Here is a 21,795-nt window from a genome sequence, read left to right as displayed (position 1 = left end):
AATTTAAAACAACGTAATCCTTTTATATTTATCAAAACACATGGATTATTTTAAAAAAAATTATTAAAAATGATAACGTAATCCACCAGAAAAACGCACGCCAGAAAAGCCTGCCTTGGTTAGCTTATGCTGATAACTAAGATTACTGTGAAGTGTAACTTTAGAAGAAAATTGTGCGTTAATCCCCAAACCTGCTTCTAAAGAAGAACCAAAAGCCCCTAACTGGAAAACATCTTTTAGATGAACAAATTGTTTTTCACCAAAACGATGGGCAAGATGAATATTGCCATTTAAAGAAATAATACGATCCTTTTCATATGCTGTAAATGTTTTACTTAAATACCCTCCAATACGCATCAACCATTGATCTGCTTTTTTCATCTCAACATCAACTCCATCAATATCACGAAACTTATCAAATTGAAGATGTTGATAAATCAGCTGAATCTGCGGATCAAAAAGAAGATCATCCTGTCCTGTCATAAACGCTTTACCAGCAGACAACGAAACGCTCAGAGGATTTGCTTTTAATGTCGCCGTCTTACCCCAAGCATGAGTAAGAACATCGCCTTTAACCAAACCATAAGATAAAAGACCATCTCCATAAAAACCCGTATTGTGTTTCACACGACCGTATGCCGTAAATGCCCATTTATTAAACGGACTCTTTTGGCTTTGTTCCGCGCCACAAGGCTGTAAGGAAAGTTGTCCATAGGTTCCCATAATCCCAAAAGATATCGTACTATATGCCCTCTCTATTGTTTTGAATAAAATATCTGTTTCTATAGCGTTATAATCAACATTCCCATCGTACCCATATTCAAGAAGAGACAAATCTGAGACATAACGATAACTCCCACCATAACCGTAAATAGATAATGCAAAATTCTCTTTAACTTTTAATAACTTACGAGAAATAGACTGCGTAGCTTGCAATTGCTTTTGTTGATTACGGATATCCATGAGTCCAACATGAAATAAAGCATTTTGTAACAGAAGATAGGTCGGAACTTGTGGAACAACTTCTCTGATCTTTAACTTAGAATGAGGAAGATTAGACTCCCCTAAAGCAGGCTGAATATACTTACTTTCAAGGCGAAAATCCCAAAAATCTCCCTCTCCTTCAACCAATCTTTGAGAAGTTTGCGCTTGTCCAAGAGAAGAATCTGGACCATAGCCATTAAGATAATATTGGTAAGGCAAACCCTCTAAGGCAATATAAGCACGATTTAACTGAAAAGAATCCTCTGCCGCTTTTCCAGAAACCTGAATAAGTGAAATACTATGAGCATTTTCACCCGTTGCTATCTCCCCCTGTTTTCCTACAAAAAATTGCACATAAACTGTCGTTTTTCCAGAAACATCACCGTGTATCAAAAGTCGATCAGTCTTTTTATTATCGAGCAACCCATCACGCCTGAGATAGGTATTGAGATAAATATCCGCCTTATCTTGCGCACTATAAACTTCTTTTTCTCCCTTCCCAATATAAAGTGTCTGATACTCGTGAAACATTGGGGGGGCAAAAGCAATAAAACTATCAGAAAGTTTTACAAATGAAATAAACGAACTTGTCCGATTTGCAGCGTGCGAATCTATTTCTCTTCTTCCTGTCAAAAACCACTTTGATCCTTTTGTCAAATAAAGCTCAGCAATAGAATTATCATCAACACAAGTCCCCCCTATCAATGAAGAAGAATCAGCCAAAATCGCTACAGTTCCCCCTTTTTCAGCTGTTAACAATAAATCACCAGAAATTTTTGACCCTTCTGTTACTCCAATATAACTCCGACTGTTATGACTATGAATAGCTGTTCCAGCTGGAACCTCAAAAACAGTCCTTTTCAAAAAAACAAGTCCCTGTTCGAACGCATTATTCTCTCCTCCCATTTCAAAATGCATACCATGCTTTTTTCCTATTGCCTTAATGGTTGAATCTTCAATATTCACCCGCGAGATTAAAAGATTTCCGTCCCTGCCGACAGCAGATTGTGTGTCAAAATCTTGTCCAACTTTTAAAACATGAACATCCGTAGAAACAATATTCGTCTTTTTTAAATAAACAGAGCCTTGCTGTTTTAAATTGAAAACTGTATGCGCAATTTTTTCATTTGTATTTTCTCTATCTTTTGCTTTTTGACGTTTTGAAGTAATGGTAACATTATCTAGAGTTGCACTCCCTCCTCTCTCTACATAAAGCGCAGCGGCATCATTCACATCAATAAATCTACCTTTCATCTGAATACCCGCATCAGCCGTAACAAAAAGAGCACTCTCTTGACCAATCCCCTGACCTTCCACTTTAATTTTTGTATCCGTTAATGTAACAGATGCTCCTACCTTCTCTGCATAAGCAGCGACCCGAGTAGCTTCAATTGTTCCACGATTGACCTCAATTATTCCACGATCAGCTTTAAGACCTATTGACACATTTTTAAAAGCTGAATCGCTCAAGACAATTTTTCCCCCTCGTGATACAACAACACCATAAATATCTTCAGTACCTTCAACTTCTATACGCATTGCCTGAATAACTGTATTGGGCTCCTGTACTGCTATAGCAAAAGGCAAGGATAGAGAACTCCCCTCCTCACTCTTTGGTTGAATAGGTGCCGTGATCTTATATATTTGATCACTAACTGTATGCTTTGCGCCATCACTGCATTCATAGGGCAATTTGTTTTTGTCACATGACAGTGACACAAATGGGCGAGAATGTGCTTCAATATTTATATTGAATAAAAAAGAAAAAATAGCTGCTGTAAAAACGCACGAATACAAGCGATTATGAGATACCTTGATTATCATTGCTTTTCAAAACTTTCTTTTTACAACAAAAATAAAAAATTCGGGCAAAACAATAAACGAAAAGTTAAATACAATAAGAAAAAAATAAACAAAATTATTTTATTTTTTATGATAAATGATAGCTTTTTATAATATGATTTGTCTTTTATGTAAAGAAAGAACAAAAATTAAAAAATACCCTTGAGAATAACACTCTCTTTAAAGATTTATCCTAAAAATGTTGAGAGTTATGGCACAAAGCACCATAAAATTAATTTCAAAAAACGGGAAGAAATTTGAATTTTGAAGAGATATAATGCTTAATTTATCTCATTTCCCAAAATAAAAATATAACAAAATGAGAATAATTTTTAAGATTCAAACGATCAAAATATATTAATATAAATATCACATAACAAGATATAGTAAAATTTATAACCGCATCATTTCTTCAACCACAACACAAATCCAAGAAAACGCGCACTGAAATGTAAGCGAATGTATACAATTTCTACATTAAATCAGTGCTATTGAAAAAAACTATCTATTATCGTTAAAGTAGCTATGTTAGCAAAACCATTTTTTGCCACTTTTTATATCAAATAAATTTCTAAATATTCCCCGATATTATCATTTGACAATAACACTTTTGCACTCTCAAAGCCGATGAATATCACTATATCAAGAGGTAAAAGAACTGTATTTTCTTTCGCTTCTCCATAATATTTCATTCAATAAAGATGAATATTTCACTTTTTCAAAGCTTTTTTTATTTTCTGGCGTTTTTTATCATTCTCAAGCCGTAACATCAAATCTTGCTCTTGCTTTGTCGAATTGGTTACACCAAAAGTATCATTGTCCATAATCTGCTGATACCCTGCTATCATTAAATTGACTAAAAATGAGTTACTTCGCGGCGCTGATGAAAAATAGATTCCTTTTGAATCTTGCAATTTGTACCGATAACCTGCTTTAGTCATGCATTCATAAATTGCTGCAAACTCACTTGCACGCGAATCCATATTTTCAGAAGAAGCATAGATTGGTTTCCAGCCGCATTTTGATAGTGCTTGTTGGACCACAGACTTATTGACACCTGGCTTTTCCCATAATGCCAGCGTCGATGGAGGAGGTTTGCTAACACATCCAGCAGAGTTTAATAAAACTATCGCACTTAATAATTGCAATATTTTTTTCATTTCCCCCCTTTAATATTTGCAATAAAAAGGCTGATAAGTTTGCCAATATTTTTTCTCGTCCGTAAGACAACTCTAGAGAGCATAGAGATCGTACACGGAAAAAGCGACCTCGCCCCCCTGCGAGAATAAGAAATATGAGGATGATTGATTATAGCAACCTCAACTTAAGGCTGACATTCGGGTTGTTCTTTGTTCTCTTCACAATGAGGACTATTCAAGCGCCTCTCTACACTTCGTTGAGGAATAACAGCATCAGGCTGACAAATGGGAAGATTTTCATATTTCTCACACCACTTCACCCTTCCCAATTTATCCTGGAAACCTGCTTGTATCATGCATGCATTCACAGACTCCTCTGCATTGAACTTTTCATCGGTACTTTTTTCTGTATCAAGACGACCATCCAGATGCTGTATTCCGCACTCCAATAGAGCTTTCTTGATCTCAAGTTGATCTGTACCAGGCTTTTCCCATGTATCTACAGCTGTTCGAGAAGGCTGTTCTGGAAAGCATCCAGCCATAACAAATAAGATTATCCCACTTAATAATTTTAAAATCTGCTTCATTTTCCTATCCTTGAATAATTTTGATACCACGAAACAATCCATAAATTATTTATATGTTGTTTTTTTATTGCAAAACAATGATGGACATTATCCCCTTCATTATCTTTTTCCGATGATACGCCACTAATATTATATCAAAAATACAGTAAAATTACTACTAAAATCATATTCTATCAACGTTATGTTTATAATTATTATCAACATTTTGATTACAATTGAAATAGATATTTTTATAAATTTTTGCGCCTACATTTGTCGCTCCCATAGATAAATAGCGTCAGGACGGTTGGTTGAGGAAATAATTCCGTACAAGCATGGGGACATATAGAGGTGGGGATTGTAGTTTCCACAAATAGCAAAACTTAAGGATAGCATTCATATTGTTCTGGACGTTTTTTACAAAACAGGCTGTTTACGCGCTTCTTGACACTGCGCTAGGGGATGACTGCATCTGGACGACAAATGGAAAGGTTTTCAGCTCTAAAAGTATAACATAGCCCTCCCGCTCTTGCTACCTCTTCATCTTTATAGAGGAACCCTGCTTGGAGCATGCAAGCATAAATTGTTGTTTTTGAATTAATGCTATTCTTTCTGTTTTCTGGATCGACATTATACGGGGTTGGCATGTTACATTCTAGCAAAGCTTTTCCTATCTCAGTAAAATCTGCTCCCGGCTTCTCCCACGCACTCAAATACCCTCCAGGAGTTTTATTAAACTAACATCCTGCAATACCTACAAAGTTACAGCACCTAATAGCTTTAGAATTTGTTTCATTTTTTACTCCATGATCTAATTCGAGGTTTTTGTTCTAGATGAGATGAGCCGAAAAATATCCTACACTTATTTTCCGCATCTCCAAAGCAAGTATGAAGATTGTAAGGGGCTGTGAACATTTTCCATGCTTCTTTCCACCAGTTGCTGCCAGCAAGTGCTGTCTCGTAAGTATAGCCATTGCCGCCAATCACTCTGCTTACAAAGTCATCTCTATGCCCATCAAAGCCAACACTGATTTGTTTGCCATCACTCACATAACCTAATAGACCTGCTGCAACCAAAGTATTCACCGCTGGTCCATAGAAACTGATATTCGTGTTTTCGTTAGCTATCCCGTGAACACCTTCTTTTTTGAAAGAATACAGCGCATTAAAGCCTGTCAAACAGCTACGACTATGGCATAAAAATGCAATCCTGTGTTACTATAGACATACATCAGATCTTTTGCTTCTCGTGTTCAATTGCTCACCCCCCAAAGTTATTTCTTCAAAAATTTTTGGTATTCCGCCACCATAAACCGTTATATCGTCTTTTTTGGCAATGATGGTAATATTTTTCCCATTGAGAGAAGGTCCTTGATGTTCAAAACTTTCCTCATTTTGCGATTTTCCCTCACTCCTGTATATCGAAACAAATCCCTTGCCCAAATCAACACAAAACCCGTTTCATGCGTCTGTGAATAGCTGCTATGATGGTTCTGTCATGCCATCAATCGTCACTCTTTGTCCTATCTCGTTGATATCTTGATCTGAAATCATATGAGAAGCAGTAACTATAGCTTCTTTTCTTGCATCCACGTCAATATTGCCCGTCGCCCCAAGAATAAAGGAAACCGTTGTAGTATGCGATTGAAATGTATTGGCAGATTTCTGATGCAAGAAACAATTTTCTGAGGATTGTTCTTGCTGATCATACTTCTTTTGTGCACCTTTGATGATAACATTGCATCATTTTGGTCCTCAATACAGTTACAAAACGCATTTTGTCCTTTGTCCACTTATGATAAAAATTAGCCCTGTATCGATATTATTAATTTTGTAACAAAAATCCGCAAAAAACAGTCAACAAAACATAAGTTTATAAAAAAGTAAAGCTTGCTTCCTACTCTTTTGATAGCCATAACAGTATCGTGAAAAAATAGTCATACGCCCACCGTTTTCTTAGATTGACTCTTCTATGAGATTGTATTGTGATATCTTACTGCTTCTTTATTAAAGCTTTTGCAAACACAATAGTACAATGCCCCAATGACTCTGTTATCTGCATTTTCTACCTACACCAATTCTCTTTGAGAAATGATAATAAAAATAAAAAACTCCTCCTCTTTACCCTCTATAACCGCAATATCCTTTTAAAAGACGCAGAAAACTCCAGCGCTTCTTTACAGGGAAATGTATAATAAAGCCACCTTCGCTTTTAAAAGATTAGCGATTTCTTAAATAAAAAAATTTAAAAACTGAATTTTAAAAAAGCTTATAAAATAATTTATTGGCTCGGTTGAGTATAAATTAAAAAAACATAAATCAAACAATAAAAATAATTCTCACAATAAATTCTCTTGTAAAACAAAACTTCAATAATAATTTTAGAAAAAAGGTACTCCCCTATAGCCCTGTATCTGGTAAAATATATTTGCACATATTAGGCATTTTAACATGAAATACTTATATTGATGGCATGATTATCAATGATACAGCTTACCATCAAAAAATACCTGATATTTATATGATGAGATTGTTATTATAAACAATGGTTTACAAAGGCGTTCAAAGCAAAACGATAACGAGCAGATTGTTTTCAGTTTAGATTATCCCGATCTTTGGAAGATAAAAATCGAATGCCCGTTCTTCTGAAGGCATCCATTTTTTCTTTTTAATTTATAATCTTTGTTTTATTGCAGTTTTTTTGCTTAAAATTGTAAAGCTTAAGGACATAGAAACAAATAACAAGCCAAGCAATCCAACCAACACCAACAATTAAAACTGGTCGCGTCTCATCAAAGTACCATAAGAGAATAAAAATAAAAACCATAAATAAAATAGAAAAAATTGATCCTATCGGCCAAAATGGAATGGGAAAATTTAAAGCATTCTGTTCTTCTTTAGGCATCTTAATTCGCATAAAAATTTGCGAAAGTAGAATCATCATCCAAACAAAAACTGTCGCAAACGTTGCCATTGCTGCAATAAGAAAAAAAAGCTTTTCATGATAAAAATAATTAAGGACAGCACCAAGAAGAAAAATAATGAAGATCATCAAAATAACAAAAACTGGTATACCGTTTTTTGATAAATATTGAAACTTCTTTAAAGCATAACCCTCCTGCGATAAACCATGGATCATACGACAAGCACCATACATTCCACTATTCATTGCCGAAATAGCCGCTGTAACAACAACAATATTTAAAATATTTGCTGCATATGAAATCCCAAGATTTTCAAAAATGGATACAAAAGGACTATCCATAAGACCAATCTCATTCCAAGGATAAAGAGACATTAAAATAGCTAATGTCATGATGTAAAAAAGCAAAATACGAAATGGAGTAGAATTAATTGCCTTTGAAATCGTTTGATGAGGGTTTTGAACTTCCATGACTGCCATGCCAATGATTTCTATACCACCAAAAGCAAAAACAACAACACTAAAGCAAGCTAAAAAACCAAACCAACCATTGGGGAAAATACCACCATTCTTCCATAAATTATGAACAGTAACAGTAGAAGAATGATAATCTTCCCCCCCTCCCCAAAAAATAATTGCTATGCCTAAAATAATCATTGCAATGATAGCGATCACTTTAATAGAAGACAGCCAAAATTCTAGCTCACCATAGACTTCTACAGCAGCTAAATTAATACCTGTAATGATGAGTGTAATACTCAATGCCCATATCCAAGGAGCAACATCAGGGTACCAAAACCCCATATAAGTGGCAAAAGCTGTAATATCAGCCAAACCAACAAGAATCATCTCAAATACATATGTCCACCCCGTTAAAAAACCTGCCAATGGCGATATGTAATTTGCCGCATAACGCGCAAAAGAACCAGGTAATGGATTATGAAGGATCATCTCTCCTAAAGCCCGCATAACCATAAAAATAGCTAAACCAGAAATACAATAGGCAATCAAAACACTGGGACCTGCAAGCTTAATTGCTTGGGCCGATCCATAAAAAAGACCTGTTCCAATAGCAGAGCCAAGAGCTAAAAAAATAACTTGGCGCTTACTCATCCCTCGTTTCAGTTCATTTCTTGCCATTACTTTCCTTCTTTATTAAAATGTTTGTGAAAATCCACACCACAATAAACAGCTTTATGATAAATAAAGTCTCATGTTTCTTTCACGAATATATTTCAAAAAACATCAAAAACCAGCCAGTCCAACGCTTTGCTCTAAACAATAAAAAATACTTATATGGCAAATTATACAGTTTTTATAACCTGCAATTTTGTATTATTTTATTGAAATAAAGTGATAATGAATTTTTTTATAATTGTCATTTAATTCATTTCGTATTCCATGGCTTTTTACAAAGAAAATTAGCCTTAATGTAGCGTGAACTTTCAGGCTTCTATCTCAGTACACCGAAATAGAAGCCTAAAAATTCATAACAAACGTATTAACAAGCGTGCAATCAATTTTTTGTTACTTTAAGCAAACTCTCTTTGGCCCCACAAACAAATTTTTTACGCCAATTGAATAGTTCAATCAATGATAATACGAATCTCGCCAGTTTTCAAAGGTATGAGACAGTGTATCTACAACCCACCTTTTAAGAACTCCAACTGCCCTAACGACAAGCTTTCCAATGAAAAAAAAATATACAGTAAAAATAGCATCTTTAACTGTTGGTCCAATGATAGCATCCACCTTATCTCTAGGAGTTCTCTCTGAGATAGAAATCAAACCTTTGTTTTTCGCCGAAACAAGAGGCTTCTTCTCTTGAGACACCATCATAATAAAAATTCCCTCTGGAAAGCTACCTCTCCTAAAATTTGCATGAACCTCAAGAGTTTGTGAAAAACAAAAAAGAATTGTTGTTAAAATACCTAATCTAGTACTTTTAAACATTTATTTCTCCTTTTTTAATTAAAATACAAAAAATGAACTATAAAACTCATAAAGTATTAACAAATAAGAAGAATATAAAATAAAATTTTTATTTAAAATAATGCATATAATATAATTTATAATTATAAAAACATAATATTACAATATATAATTTTTGGATATTATTTAAATTAAAAATCTCTAATAGAAATCATAAATTATATTTACTTCAATTTTATAGATTATAAAATTATGATGATAAATTCAGATCACTATAAAGTAAAATATATATAGTTGATTACGAACAGAAGATATATACACAATTGATTAACTAATTGAAATATAGTATTGATTTTCTATATTTTTATATGAGGAAGTTTCAAAATTTAATATCCGCCCTTCCTCATTAACCTTAAAACAAATATCATTGAAAACTTAATGAAGGAAAAATTGTTTCTGGTAAAACAGATAATAAATGCCCTTCACGTACAAGTATATGTGCTTGATGAAGATCTGGAGCCAGATAGCGATCTTCCTTAAGAGAAGCAATATTTTTGCGTAAACATTCCATAACAGACTGCAAAAGAGTACTTGTTTTTAAAGGTGCGCGATATTCAATTCCTTGTGCTGCAATAAGCGTTTCAATGCCAATAATTGTAAAAAGGTTTTCGCTCATTACCAATAGACGACGAGCACCATGGCAAGCCATTGAAACATGATCTTCTTGATTGGCTGAAGTTGGTGTTGAATCAACGGAAGCAGGATGAGCCATTTGTTTATTTTCAGACATTAAAGCTGCTGCTGTTACTTCAGCAATCATAAAACCTGAATTAAGACCTGCATTGTTGGCTAAAAAAGCCGGAAGACCATAAGAGACTGCTGGATCAACCATAAGAGCAATACGCCGTTGAGAAATAGCCCCCATTTCACACAAAGCAAGAGCAATCTGATCAGCAGCAAACGCTACAGGCTCAGCATGAAAATTCCCCCCTGATACAACCTCACCATTTCTTAAAATCAACGGATTATCTGTAACTGCATTTGCTTCAATAACCAGTGTTTTTGCTGCTGCAAGCAAAATATCAAAACATGCCCCCATAACCTGTGGCTGGCAACGTATACAATAAGGGTCTTGTACACGCTCATCACCCCGTAAATGGGCTGCACGAATTTCTGAATCTTCTACAAGTTTTTCCAATGTTTTCGATACGGCAATTTGCCCATAATGGCCTCGTAAAATATGGATATCAGGGTGAAATGGCGCTGTTGACCCCATGGTAGCATCTGTCGTTAAAGCCCCTGCCAACAATCCACCACACAATGCCCGATAAGCTCGAAAAAGCCCAGCAAGTGCAAGTGCTGTTGATGTTTGAGTCCCATTAATAAGAGCCAGACCTTCCTTTGCCTCTAAAATAATAGGGGATAATCCTGCTTTCTCTAAAGCAAGCGCTCCACTCATACGAATGTTTTGAAAAAACGCTTCTCCTTCTCCCATCATAACAGCTGCCATATGAGCAAGTGGAGCAAGATCACCTGAAGCGCCAACAGAGCCTTTTTCTGGAATGACAGGAATAACGCCCTTTTCAAGCATATTTTCCAGCAAATTGACTAATTCTAGACGAACTCCAGAAGCTCCCCTTCCTAAAGAGATAAGCTTTAAGCTCATGATCAAACGCACAATATTTTCAGCTAAAGGCTCTCCTACCCCACAGCAATGGGATAAAATAAGATTTCTCTGTAAAACAGTAACTTTGTCCGCATCAATTTTAATGGAAGCCAGTTTCCCAAAGCCAGTATTAACACCATAGACAGGCTCGCTTCCAGCAGCAATTTCAGCAATGCGCTGCGCTCCTTTCTCGATAGCTAAATGCGTGTCATGATGAAGTTTACTCACTTCACCATTAAAATAAATAGCTTCAAGTTCGCTAAGTGTTACCTCACCCGGTTTTAGTATAATCGTCATAATTTTCTTTCTTTATTCAATTAAAGTATAATTCTTAACATTATTAACCCTTCTATAAAACCTATAAAATAAAAAAGATATAATCTCTCTTTGAATGAAAATGCTTTTTTAAAAGCCATTCCTTAGGATGAAAATAGCATGATACTGATGTTCATTCCCTAAAAATTAACAATTCCCTCTCATACAATACCTATTCCAATCCCTATATCACGATGGACAAATGCTTTTTATTCTTAAAAGGGAGAAACATGATCTTAAATAAAGTGAGGAAGGCAGCGAGGAGGATAGTGATCATAATCATCAGCTAATCCGTAAAACTTTTCATTTTGCATTTTGCAATATAGAGTTTTTCACCTTCTTCATAATTGTTGCTATCCATAATTTAAAAGCCTTTTTATCCAATAGGTTAAGCTTATCTTCTAAAGGAAGAAAAATGGGAACGGCCTCTTCTTTTTATAAGCTTGATACCGACATTCTCCCCTTCCTCAATTGTTATTTTCTACGTTCTGAAATAAAAAAGTCCTATGAAAATAATATAATTTTCTGTAAAGAATAATTGATATGAATAGCGTTGATCTTTTATAAGATGACATTTATACTCTCACTATTATTTTCATATCAACAAGTGACTTAAGCGTACTAAAAACGCAGAGATATGTTAATTTATTGATAACAATAGCTGTTTATAAAATTCAAAATACTTTCCACCAGTAAGATAAACCCTATATGATACATAAAATATCTGTGGAGACCTCTTTATGTTAAATGGACAAACTTCTTCAATGTTTAAAATATTAAAACAATTTTCAATCATTATTTTTTTGGTAGGGTTCATACCATTTTTAAGTGGCTGCGGATTTAATACGATACCAACAAATGAAGAAAAAGCACACGCCGCATGGAGTGAAGTGCTCAATCAATACCAGCGCCGTACAGATCTCATCCCCAATCTTGTAGAAACAGTTAAAGCTTACGCAGCCCATGAACAAAGCGTTTTCACAAATGTCATTGAAGCACGTGCCAAAGCAACACAAGTCAACATTAATGCAGATATGTTGAATAATCCGGAAATTATGCAGCAATATCTCAAAAATCAAGCAAATTTATCAAGTGCCCTTTCGCGACTTATGGCAGTTGTCGAAAACTATCCGGATCTTAAAGCAAACCAGAACTTTCTTGCTCTTCAATCACAGCTAGAAGGAACTGAAAACCGTATCTCCGTTGCACGCCGCGATTATATTGAAACGGTTCGTGCCTACAACACGGCCCTCAAAACAATGCCAACAATGATTTGGGCAAAATTATGGTTTCGTGACGCTAAACCGATGCCAACTTTTACCATCGATACGGATAGTCAACAAACTCCAAAGGTTAATTTTAATTAATGAAATCGTTTGAACACGCTATAAAACGTCGTTTTTTTCGACGTTTATGGATTTCTTTGAGCATTCTTTACTTGATCATTACATGGGGGAATGTCACTCACGCACACACTCAATTTCCTCCCTTAACCGGCTATATCAACGATATGGCTCATTTACTTGACCATGCAACAAAGAGAAATTTAACGGAAAAACTCGCTACACTCGAAGAACAAACAGGAGATCAAATTGTTCTTGTAACGCTCCCTACTCTTTTGGGCAATGATATAGAGACATACAGCAATTCTCTTTTTCGCACATGGAAGTTAGGTCAAAAAGAAATCAATAATGGCGTATTAATCGTCATTGCCCCTAATGAACGTGAAGCACGTATTGAAGTAGGCTATGGTCTGGAAGGAGAACTAACAGATGCCATTTCCTCTGTCATCATTAATAGCTTTATGATTCCTCATTTTCGTGAAGGAAATTATCAAAAAGGAATTGTCGAAGCCGTTCATGCAATTATCAAAGTGATCACACAAAGCGATGCTGATTTTTCTTTTCGACTCAAACAAAAAGCTAAAGCTGTTGAAGAACAACGTAAACAAGCTGCGAAAGAAGAAATGATTATAAATACAATCATGTTTTTCATTCTCTTTATAGCCATGGGGTTACCCATTCTTGCTATGATTTTTGGTCAGAAAATAGGTCCACGAAAGTATCTTTGGATGGGTATTGTCTTCACACCTTGGTTTTTAAACTTAAATACGAAGGGTAGAGATTCTGGTGGAATTTTTGGTGGACATTCAGGAGGAGGAGGATTCAGAGGTGGTGGTGGATCATCAGGTGGTGGTGGTGCAACAGGAAGATGGTAAAACGAACGTAACGCGTTTTTTTTAATAAAATTCATTACATTTCTCATTAAAAATTCATTGCATTTCTCATAAAGTGTCTCTTAATCTTACGCTTTTGTTATTTTTCTGATTACAATACAAACTCAAACATTAAGATAAATATTGCTAATGACATTTAAATTGAAACATACGGATCGTAGTCACTTATCACATCATTTTAATGCAATTCTAGGGAATCCACCCGTTGAATGGAAAATAAGTGATCATTTGGTTGAATATCCTGAAGCGCTGCGTTACATGCAGGAACGTGTGGAAAAAATTCTTGCAAAAACGGCCCATGAACAGGTTTGGCTTCTTGAACACCCTTCCCTTTATACTGCGGGTACGAGTGCAGATAAAAAGGATCTTTTAGCGCCTCATTTATTTCCTGTTTACGAAGCAGGACGTGGAGGTGAATTTACCTATCACGGACCAGGACAGCGTATTGCTTATATTATGCTTGATCTTAAACGCCGAAAACAAGACATCCGTGCTTTCATTAGTGCATTAGAAGAATGGATCATACAAATGCTTGCGCGCTTTAATATTAAAGGCGAACGCAGAGAAGATCGCGTTGGTGTCTGGGTTAAACAATCTCATGGTCCATCAAAGCAAAATGATCTTTCTTCCGAAGATAAAATTGCAGCGATTGGCATTCGAGTGCGCAAATGGATAAGTTTTCATGGCGTCTCTATCAATGTTAATCCTAATTTAGCCCATTATTCAGGAATTGTTCCTTGTGGAATTACAAACCACGGTGTAACAAGCTTTCTTGATCTAGGGTGCCCTGTAACAATGCATGATATTGATATTGCTCTCAAACAGGCTTTTGAACAAATTTTTGGTCCAACAATTGATGTTTCCTAGCTGCATTGATTTTTAAATAAAAAACAGGCATAAAATTTATTCTAATAAATATTTTATTTCATGAGGTAGATAGTTAAACGCTATGAGCGATAACAACAAGGATCTTTTTAGTATTTTAAATAAAGCCCAATCTAGGGTCAATACAAAAGAAAGCACTCTGCAGTCTCCAACGAAATCAAAAGCGATGATTTCAAAAAAAAGTGCAAAAAATACACAAGAAGACGACTATAATGCCCTCTCTATTCGCGTGCTTGAGGGTTTAGAGCCTGTACGTTTACGCCCTGGAATGTATATTGGTGGAACAGACAGTAAAGCACTTCACCATCTATTTGCCGAAATTATTGATAATGCGATGGATGAAGCTGTGGCTGGTTATGCAGACTCCATTGAGGTCTCATTAGATAAGAACGGTTATATAACCGTTACAGATAATGGACGTGGTATTCCTGTCGAAAATCATCCTCAAATGCCTGACAAATCAACTCTAGAAGTTATTATGACACAACTCCACTCCGGAGGAAAATTTGATGGAACAGCTTATCAAACTGCGGGCGGACTTCATGGAGTAGGAATTTCTGTCGTCAATGCCCTGTCAGATAATATGGAAGTTGAGGTTGCACGAGAACGAAAACTTTACCGCCAACGTTTTTCACGTGGTATTCCTCAATCTGGATTAGAAGATTTGGGAGATGTTTACAATCGTCGTGGTACACGTGTTCGTTTTCATCCTGATGGTGAAATTTTTGGTGAAAAAGCAGCTTTTGATCCGGAAAAAATTTATCAGATGGCGCGCTCCAAAGCCTATCTTTTTGGCGGTGTAAAAATTCGCTGGACTTGTGATCCCGTCATACTTGAAGGCGTAAAAAATATTCCTGAAAAGGCTGTTTTTCATTTTCCCAATGGGCTTAAAGACTATTTACTCGCATCGTTAAAAGATGAATATCGCGTCACGTCAGAAATTTTTTCTGGAAAAACACAACAAAATAATGGTCATGGCTGTGTTGAATGGGCCATCGCTTGGCATGGTGGAGATCCTTGTGTGCAATCTTATTGCAATACTATTCCCACCGGAGAAGGAGGAACGCACGAAACAGGACTGCGTCAAGCTCTTTTACGTGGATTGAAATCTTACGCTGAGTTAATAGGCAACAAGCGCGCAGCGATCATTACATCAGATGATATTATGATTTCAACAGCCGCAATACTTTCTGTCTTTATCAGTAATCCTGAATTTGTTGGACAAACAAAAGATCGATTAGCAACCATTGAAGCACAGCGTATTGTTGAGAATGCAATCCGTGATCCTTTTGATCATTGGTTGGCAAATTCCCCCCAAGAAGCAACAAAACTTCTCGATTGGGTTATTGAACGTGCTGAAGAACGTGTTAGACGCCGCCAAGATAAAGAAATCAGTCGAAAAACAGCTGTCCGTAAATTACGTCTGCCCGGTAAACTTGCAGATTGTAGCCAAAACCATGCTACAGGTGCTGAATTATTCATTGTTGAAGGGGATTCTGCAGGAGGATCTGCTAAACAAGCAAGAAATAGAGCCAACCAAGCAATTTTACCTCTTCGTGGCAAAATCCTCAATGTCGCCAGTGCTGCCCATGAAAAAATGAGCTCAAGCCAAACAATTAGCGATCTTATCCTTGCTCTTGGTTGTGGAACACGCTCTAAATATCGTGAAAAAGATCTCAGATATGAACGTATTATCATCATGACAGATGCAGATGTTGATGGTGCTCATATTGCCTCACTGCTCATTACCTTCTTTTTTCAAGAAATGCCTGATCTTATTCATCAGGGACATTTATATCTCGCCGTCCCTCCCCTTTATAGAATATCGCAAGGAGGGAAAGTTGCTTATGCACGCGATGACATTCATAAAGATGAATTGCTCAAAACTGAATTTACGGGAAAAGCGAAAATTGAAATCGGGCGTTTTAAAGGGCTGGGTGAGATGCGCGCAGAACAACTTAAAGAAACAACAATGCATCCTCAAAAACGTACATTACTTCGTGTCTCTATTGATGCCGTAGAAATGCAAGAAACGAAAAAGACTGTAGAAAGTCTCATGGGAACAAAACCAGAAGCACGATTTCGTTTCATACAAGAAAATTCCACTTTTGCTTCTAATTTAGACATCTAATGTAAAAAATACCTTTTTTAAACCACTGCAGCAGCGTCAATCACGCGCAATTGCGGATTGATCGTTCCATTCCAATAATTCAAACTAAGATGACCAGCTAAATGGATCATTTCACCAATATTTTCAGAGAGAAAATGACCAAGCGCGGTTCCTACAGCACGAAAAGCTATTCCTTGCAGTTTTTTTCCTTCCACATTAGATACAATAAGGCGAAGATGTCCTTTACCAACTTCAGATAAATTCATTAATCGATGAGAGGGTAGAACAAAAACAGGTGTTGCATTCCCTGTCCCAAAAGGTCCCGCCTTTTCAAGCAGCTCAAATAGCGCTTGATTAACACCAGAAGCAGAAAGAGCACCATCTATACTAAGAGACTTTTTTGCATGCAACTGTGAAACCATTACAGAAACTTTTTCTTCTAGCCATTTTCGAAAAATTTCAATTTTCGTCGATTGAATTGTAATTCCTGCTGCCATACTATGCCCCCCTCCTTTTTCTAATAAATTGAGTGTAACAGCTTCACGAACGAGTGCACCTAAATCTATGCCATTAATTGAGCGTCCCGACCCTACGCCATTTCCATCTTCCTTCAAAGCAATAGCAAAAACAGGACAAAAAAAACGCTCTTTGAGGCGGGATGCAAGAATACCAATAATTCCCGGATGCCATTCTTGATGAGAAATGACAAGTGATACTGGTGTTTTTTGATCTTGATAAAGAGAAGCAATATAAGATTCCGCCTGTGCTAATTGAATGTTCTCCATTTCTTGGCGTTCTTGATTAAGCTGATCTAATTGTTCTGCTATTTTTTCCGCTGCATCTTTATTCTCACAGCTAAGCAAACGTGCTCCCAAAGCTTGATCACCGATGCGCCCTCCTGCATTAATTCTAGGGCCTAACAAAAAACCTAAATGAAAACTATTAAGTGGCTCCCCTATCCGTGCAACCTTTGTCAAAGCTGCTATCCCTGGATTATGCATAGAACGAGCAACTTGCAGTCCTTTTACCACAAAAGCACGGTTAACCCCCTGTAATGGAACAACATCACATATAGTTGCCAATGCAACAAGATCAAGCATACTGAGAAGATCAGGCAGTTGACCTTCAAATTGTTTTTTCCGCAACAAATGAAGAACCCAAGCTAATGTAACAAAAACAACACCCGCTGCACATAAATGCCCTTGTCCAGAAAAATCATCAGGACGATTAGGATTGACAAGAGCAACAGCTTCTTGATGAATCTCTGACATTTGATGATGATCTAAAATCACAACATCAGCACCTGCAAGCCTCGCCGCTTTTACAGCATCTGGACTATTGGCACCACAATCAACAGTGATAATTAAACGAGCCCCTTCTTGCACGAGCATTCTCATTGCCTGTTCATTCGGTCCATAGCCTTCAATAATACGATCAGGAATATAAATTCTGACTTCAATCCCAAAATAACGAAAAAAACGCGCTATGAGTGCTGATGCGCATGCACCATCAACATCATAATCACCAAAAACAGCAACCTGTTCCTGATTGAGAAGAGCCTTAACAATACGCTCTGCTGCACATTGCATATCTCTAAAACTTTCTGGATCCGGCATAAGCGTTCGCAATGTTGGATTAATAAAAGAAACAGCTTCAGTTTCATCTACATCTCTTGCTGAAAGGACTCGCGCTAATTGATCTGGAAAACCGAACTTTTGAGAAATAGCACGCGCATTATTTATCCCTTGAACATCAAGAGCATCTAACCACGCTTGACCACAAGCAGAAAATTCAACATTGAGAAAATAACGAGACAACTGCATCGTTATTTATTTTATAATGAAGATCAATAAAATACAATCACGCGTTAAAGATAAAATAGCCTTTTGTAACATTCCTTTTAAGTTTAAATTGTCCATAAACTTATTTCAATAAGGTATTATAATACCTCACTCATAAAGCACTGTTTTATAAAGTTTTTATTTTCTCTTGACGTAAAGAGAAAGACATTATATCAGGATAATCAATATGCGTTAAATATTTCGCTGTGCTAACAATTTTCAACGCAAACAATGAAAATGCCCTCATGCTACAGGGGCTTTAATTAAAGGATACTTCTATGGCAACTTTTTCACAAAAGCCAACTGAAGTGGTGAAAAAATGGGTTATTATTGACGCAGAAAACCTTGTTTTAGGGCGTCTTGCCACATTTGTTGCAAACCGCTTACGTGGTAAACATAAAGCTACATTTACGCCACATGTTGATGATGGTGACAATGTTATTGTCATCAATGCCGATAAAATAGCTCTCACCGGTAAGAAATATACGGATAAAAAATATTATTGGCATACCGGCTATATTGGTGGAATCAAAGAACGTACAGCGCGTCAGCTTCTTGAAGGACGTTTTCCCGAACGCGTTGTTGAAAAAGCTGTAGAACGTATGATTCCGCGTGGCCCCCTTGGTCGCCGTCAATTGAAGAATCTCCGTGTTTACGCTGGAAGCCAACATCCGCATGAAGCACAACAGCCCGAGTCTCTTGACGTTAGTGCTTTAAACCGCAAAAACAAAAGGATTGCTTGATTATGGCTGAAATTAATTCTCTTGCTGAGCTCAGTGTCGTAACAAATACTGTGGAAGCTCATGAAAATACCGCTCCTGTCCATGTGCAAAAGCTTGATTCACAAGGGCGTGCCTATGCAACAGGAAAACGTAAAGACGCTGTTGCTCGCGTATGGATTAAACCAGGTTCTGGAAAAATTACCATTAACAACAAAGAATTTGACAAATATTTTGCTCGTCCTGTTTTGAGAATGATTCTTCGTCAACCAATTGTTGCAACAAATAGGGATACCCAATTTGATATTATTGCAACCGTTGCAGGTGGAGGTCTTTCTGGACAAGCTGGTGCAGTACGTCATGGTATTTCCAAAGCTTTAACCTATTACGAACCAGAACTTCGCCCAATTTTGAAAAAAGGGGGATTTCTTACCCGCGATAGCCGTGTCGTTGAACGTAAAAAATACGGTAAAGCAAAAGCACGTCGTTCTTTCCAGTTTTCGAAACGTTAATTTCAATATTTGTGCAATATATAGAGCCCCGTTTGCATCGGGGCTTTTTTCGCTCTGCTAAAACAGACTTTTAGATGAATGCAGGAAAAAATCTTATACCACTTAGAAGAGAATAAGAGTATAAAATAACAACTTCTCTTAAAACAAAAAGTAAGAAACATAAACCAAAAATAAAAAACTCTTTTCAATTTTTAAAGTCTGTTTTGGAAACTAAAATATATTCCCGCTAAAACACAAAAATATTTGCACAATAACTTTAGCAATCCCGTAAGCCTTTCAATGCCTTTTTCTATCATCATTTAACAAAGAGCTTTAATCCACAAAATGTTTCACCATTGTAATAAAATGAGGAACAGAAATAGGCTTTGACATATATTCTTCACATCCACTTGCTCGAATTCGCTCCTCATCTCCCTTCATAGCAAAGGCTGTTACAGCAACAACAGGGATTGATCTCAATTCCTCATCTTCTTTTAATTGTTTAATGACATCTATTCCGGAAACCTCTGGCAACTGGATATCCACAAGGATAAGAGATGGCATCGATGAACGCGCCAAATCTAATGCCATAAGACCATTACGTGTTTCAACAGTTTCATAGCCACTCGCTTCTACAAGATCACGGAATAACTTCATATTAAGCTCATTATCTTCCACGATCATGACTTTTTTTGACATTCGTATAACTCCACCTTTCTCAGATAAAACAGAGAAATAGAAATGAATCCCCATTCTCTTTGCTTAAGGATAAAATGATAAAAAAAATTGTAAACCACAAAGAGGCAAAACGCTTTCAATAAAAGCATTTTTTGCAAATATTTTTAAGACGCATCAGTATGCTTTTTCAGTCATTAAAAAGAAAATCCACATAACCATAAGATTGTATTACTCTGTGTTTTTCAAGTGGATACACAAAGTTTATGAGTATCTCAATTAAAGTATATGCATTATGCGTGTTTTGAAGAGAAAAAATTTAATTAACTTTAAAAGCCAGCTAATTATTTAAATTTAATGCGCCCTATTCTGCCATCCTACAAACAATATCTTAATGATATAAAAAAATAAATTTATCAATAGCACTAAAAACATAAACCGTGATTTGAAATCACGGTTTATGTAATATAAAACATCCAATAATAGAATAATTTAAAGTTCATCAAGGATTAAGAGCCCATGAGCTATAAGCAAAAGCATCAAATATTCTCCCACCTGTCGCTCTGTTTGGACTGGGTGGCTTTCTCGTAAAGAAATATACAAGATATGCGATTAAACCAAAAATCGCTGCCTCCATTCCCATTAAAGCCGCGACCTTTTGGACATTTTTGTCAGCCCTTTTTCCTCCAAATTGGTTCATAATCATATTAACAGCTTTATTAACCCCATTTTCTTGTGTCATTACAGAAATGAAACCAATATTTTGAAATCGATTATTTAAAGAATCGGCATTCGCACCAAAAACCTGTGAAAAGAAAATAGCCATTGCAACAACATACAATATACAATGCTTAAATATTTTCATCATAACCACCTATATACTATTTACTAAAATAAATTATTTTTACTGTACCCTCTAAACAAAAAATACCGCATCATCTACCGATAATGTCTATTTATCTTCTGAAAAGAAGAATATAACATAAAATTTTAATTAATAATTTTATTTTAATTGTCATTTTATATTATATAATAACAATTATTTATACAATACATATTTATTTAATTCTGTCAATTATTTTATATGTGTTTTTAAATTGTATAATATAGTGATAAAATATAATTAATTTATTGTTTTTATTATACTTTTATTTTTAAATAATATATATAATTAAATTTTAAAATATAAAAAATATTATATTGTTGTTTTTTAGTTACACAAAATGATTTTTTATTTTTATATAAAATAGTAAGATATTTATTTTAAATAATTTATTTAAATATTATCAAATAATAGTTTATCCTTATTATAAATTGAGAATAAATAGCTAATTAAGTAAAATTTAGCATAAGAAAAATTTTACGCCTTTATTTGAAAAAAATAAATGAAATAAGATAAGAGAAATGACATTTATAGATTCGCTCAATCTAAATCTGTAAAGCCATTATAAATTTCAACTATTTTACAGTC

The 21,795-nt window shown here is 35.7% G+C and carries 18 protein-coding genes and 1 pseudogene; 6 read left to right on the top strand and 13 right to left on the bottom strand.

Features of this window, described 5'->3' with window-relative positions:
* Positions 1 to 63: 63 nt before the first annotated feature.
* The 10 genes and pseudogenes from D1093_RS03875 to hutH all read right to left on the bottom strand — a co-directional run bounded on the left by D1093_RS03875 (position 64) and on the right by hutH (position 11,349).
* Positions 64 to 2,808 (bottom strand): autotransporter outer membrane beta-barrel domain-containing protein, encoded by a 2,745-nt coding sequence (locus D1093_RS03875; RefSeq protein ID WP_120100780.1) that lies wholly within the window; start codon positions 2,806 to 2,808, stop codon positions 64 to 66.
* 728 nt (positions 2,809 to 3,536) lie between these two features.
* Positions 3,537 to 3,986 carry a hypothetical protein gene (locus tag D1093_RS03870; RefSeq protein ID WP_120100778.1) on the bottom strand — a complete coding sequence of 150 codons (450 nt, stop codon included), beginning with the start codon at positions 3,984 to 3,986 and terminating at the stop codon, positions 3,537 to 3,539.
* 164 nt (positions 3,987 to 4,150) lie between these two features.
* Positions 4,151 to 4,552, bottom strand: a complete 402-nt coding sequence (locus D1093_RS03865) for a hypothetical protein (RefSeq protein ID WP_120100777.1) — start codon at positions 4,550 to 4,552, stop codon at positions 4,151 to 4,153.
* 362 nt (positions 4,553 to 4,914) lie between these two features.
* Positions 4,915 to 5,327, bottom strand: a pseudogene (locus tag D1093_RS03860) (hypothetical protein).
* On the bottom strand, positions 5,324 to 5,710 hold the full coding sequence (locus D1093_RS03855) for a hypothetical protein (protein WP_244614025.1): 387 nt from the start codon (positions 5,708 to 5,710) through the stop codon (positions 5,324 to 5,326). Before D1093_RS03855 ends, D1093_RS03860 begins: the two are co-directional and overlap by 4 nt.
* Before the next feature lie 39 nt (positions 5,711 to 5,749).
* Positions 5,750 to 5,974: a hypothetical protein gene (locus D1093_RS10035; RefSeq protein WP_174767395.1), complete on the bottom strand. Its 225-nt coding sequence runs from the start codon at positions 5,972 to 5,974 to the stop codon at positions 5,750 to 5,752.
* 39 nt (positions 5,975 to 6,013) lie between these two features.
* Positions 6,014 to 6,205, bottom strand: a complete 192-nt coding sequence (locus tag D1093_RS10030) for a hypothetical protein (RefSeq protein WP_174767394.1) — start codon at positions 6,203 to 6,205, stop codon at positions 6,014 to 6,016.
* Positions 6,206 to 7,199: 994 nt separating this feature from the next.
* A complete protein-coding gene (locus tag D1093_RS03845) occupies positions 7,200 to 8,594 on the bottom strand; it encodes an amino acid permease (RefSeq protein WP_120100775.1) in 1,395 nt (464 codons plus the stop codon).
* A gap of 450 nt (positions 8,595 to 9,044) precedes the next feature.
* The gene (locus D1093_RS03840) at positions 9,045 to 9,407 is read right to left on the bottom strand and encodes a hypothetical protein (protein WP_078674193.1); all 363 of its coding nucleotides are present in this window, start codon (positions 9,405 to 9,407) and stop codon (positions 9,045 to 9,047) included.
* A gap of 403 nt (positions 9,408 to 9,810) precedes the next feature.
* On the bottom strand, positions 9,811 to 11,349 hold the full coding sequence (gene hutH, locus D1093_RS03835) for a histidine ammonia-lyase (protein ID WP_120100773.1): 1,539 nt from the start codon (positions 11,347 to 11,349) through the stop codon (positions 9,811 to 9,813).
* Between the two features lie 758 nt (positions 11,350 to 12,107).
* Between hutH and D1093_RS03830 the strand changes: the two genes are divergently transcribed.
* The 4 genes from D1093_RS03830 (at position 12,108) to parE (ending at position 16,619) form a co-directional block, all read left to right on the top strand.
* A complete protein-coding gene (locus D1093_RS03830; RefSeq protein ID WP_120100772.1) occupies positions 12,108 to 12,734 on the top strand; it encodes a LemA family protein in 627 nt (208 codons plus the stop codon).
* Positions 12,734 to 13,585, top strand: a complete 852-nt coding sequence (locus tag D1093_RS03825) for a TPM domain-containing protein (protein WP_120100770.1) — start codon at positions 12,734 to 12,736, stop codon at positions 13,583 to 13,585. The genes D1093_RS03830 and D1093_RS03825 overlap by 1 nt, the downstream gene beginning before the upstream one ends.
* Before the next feature lie 147 nt (positions 13,586 to 13,732).
* Complete coding sequence (gene lipB, locus D1093_RS03820; RefSeq protein ID WP_120100768.1) at positions 13,733 to 14,470, top strand: lipoyl(octanoyl) transferase LipB; 738 nt, start codon at positions 13,733 to 13,735, stop codon at positions 14,468 to 14,470.
* 82 nt (positions 14,471 to 14,552) lie between these two features.
* A complete protein-coding gene (gene parE / locus D1093_RS03815) occupies positions 14,553 to 16,619 on the top strand; it encodes a DNA topoisomerase IV subunit B (RefSeq protein WP_120100766.1) in 2,067 nt (688 codons plus the stop codon).
* Between the two features lie 17 nt (positions 16,620 to 16,636).
* Here the strand turns inward: parE and recJ are convergent, their stop codons facing one another.
* Positions 16,637 to 18,421 carry a single-stranded-DNA-specific exonuclease RecJ gene (gene recJ / locus D1093_RS03810; RefSeq protein WP_120100764.1) on the bottom strand — a complete coding sequence of 595 codons (1,785 nt, stop codon included), beginning with the start codon at positions 18,419 to 18,421 and terminating at the stop codon, positions 16,637 to 16,639.
* Between the two features lie 296 nt (positions 18,422 to 18,717).
* On the opposite strand from recJ, the gene rplM reads away from it, so the two are divergent.
* Both rplM and rpsI read left to right on the top strand, forming a co-directional pair.
* On the top strand, positions 18,718 to 19,182 hold the full coding sequence (gene rplM, locus D1093_RS03805) for a 50S ribosomal protein L13 (protein ID WP_120100763.1): 465 nt from the start codon (positions 18,718 to 18,720) through the stop codon (positions 19,180 to 19,182).
* A gap of 2 nt (positions 19,183 to 19,184) precedes the next feature.
* Positions 19,185 to 19,670, top strand: coding sequence for a 30S ribosomal protein S9 (gene rpsI, locus D1093_RS03800; RefSeq protein WP_005773309.1), 486 nt, complete (start codon positions 19,185 to 19,187; stop codon positions 19,668 to 19,670).
* Between the two features lie 312 nt (positions 19,671 to 19,982).
* Here rpsI and D1093_RS03795 read toward each other — a convergent pair whose 3' ends face one another.
* Together D1093_RS03795 and D1093_RS03790 are read right to left on the bottom strand one after the other, a co-directional pair.
* Entirely contained in the window at positions 19,983 to 20,348 is a 366-nt protein-coding gene (locus D1093_RS03795; RefSeq protein ID WP_005773308.1) for a response regulator, read from the bottom strand.
* Positions 20,349 to 20,826: 478 nt separating this feature from the next.
* Positions 20,827 to 21,189, bottom strand: a complete 363-nt coding sequence (locus tag D1093_RS03790) for a hypothetical protein (protein WP_120100761.1) — start codon at positions 21,187 to 21,189, stop codon at positions 20,827 to 20,829.
* Positions 21,190 to 21,795 lie beyond the last annotated feature (606 nt).

This window comes from Bartonella kosoyi, assembly GCF_003606325.2.
Taxonomy (GTDB): domain Bacteria; phylum Pseudomonadota; class Alphaproteobacteria; order Rhizobiales; family Rhizobiaceae; genus Bartonella; species Bartonella kosoyi.
Note: the sequence above shows the minus strand (reverse complement) of the source record. Positions and strands in the feature narration are given on the sequence as shown.

Coding starts and splice junctions, on each gene's coding strand:
- D1093_RS03875 (WP_120100780.1), bottom strand. CDS start 2,808: ATGATAATCAAGGTATCTCATAATCGCTTGTATTCGTGCGTTTTTACA.
- D1093_RS03870 (WP_120100778.1), bottom strand. CDS start 3,986: ATGAAAAAAATATTGCAATTATTAAGTGCGATAGTTTTATTAAACTCT.
- D1093_RS03865 (WP_120100777.1), bottom strand. CDS start 4,552: ATGAAGCAGATTTTAAAATTATTAAGTGGGATAATCTTATTTGTTATG.
- D1093_RS03845 (WP_120100775.1), bottom strand. CDS start 8,594: ATGGCAAGAAATGAACTGAAACGAGGGATGAGTAAGCGCCAAGTTATT.
- D1093_RS03840 (WP_078674193.1), bottom strand. CDS start 9,407: ATGTTTAAAAGTACTAGATTAGGTATTTTAACAACAATTCTTTTTTGT.
- hutH (WP_120100773.1), bottom strand. CDS start 11,349: ATGACGATTATACTAAAACCGGGTGAGGTAACACTTAGCGAACTTGAA.
- D1093_RS03830 (WP_120100772.1), top strand. CDS start 12,108: ATGTTAAATGGACAAACTTCTTCAATGTTTAAAATATTAAAACAATTT.
- D1093_RS03825 (WP_120100770.1), top strand. CDS start 12,734: ATGAAATCGTTTGAACACGCTATAAAACGTCGTTTTTTTCGACGTTTA.
- lipB (WP_120100768.1), top strand. CDS start 13,733: ATGACATTTAAATTGAAACATACGGATCGTAGTCACTTATCACATCAT.
- parE (WP_120100766.1), top strand. CDS start 14,553: ATGAGCGATAACAACAAGGATCTTTTTAGTATTTTAAATAAAGCCCAA.
- recJ (WP_120100764.1), bottom strand. CDS start 18,421: ATGCAGTTGTCTCGTTATTTTCTCAATGTTGAATTTTCTGCTTGTGGT.
- rplM (WP_120100763.1), top strand. CDS start 18,718: ATGGCAACTTTTTCACAAAAGCCAACTGAAGTGGTGAAAAAATGGGTT.
- rpsI (WP_005773309.1), top strand. CDS start 19,185: ATGGCTGAAATTAATTCTCTTGCTGAGCTCAGTGTCGTAACAAATACT.
- D1093_RS03795 (WP_005773308.1), bottom strand. CDS start 20,348: ATGTCAAAAAAAGTCATGATCGTGGAAGATAATGAGCTTAATATGAAG.
- D1093_RS03790 (WP_120100761.1), bottom strand. CDS start 21,189: ATGAAAATATTTAAGCATTGTATATTGTATGTTGTTGCAATGGCTATT.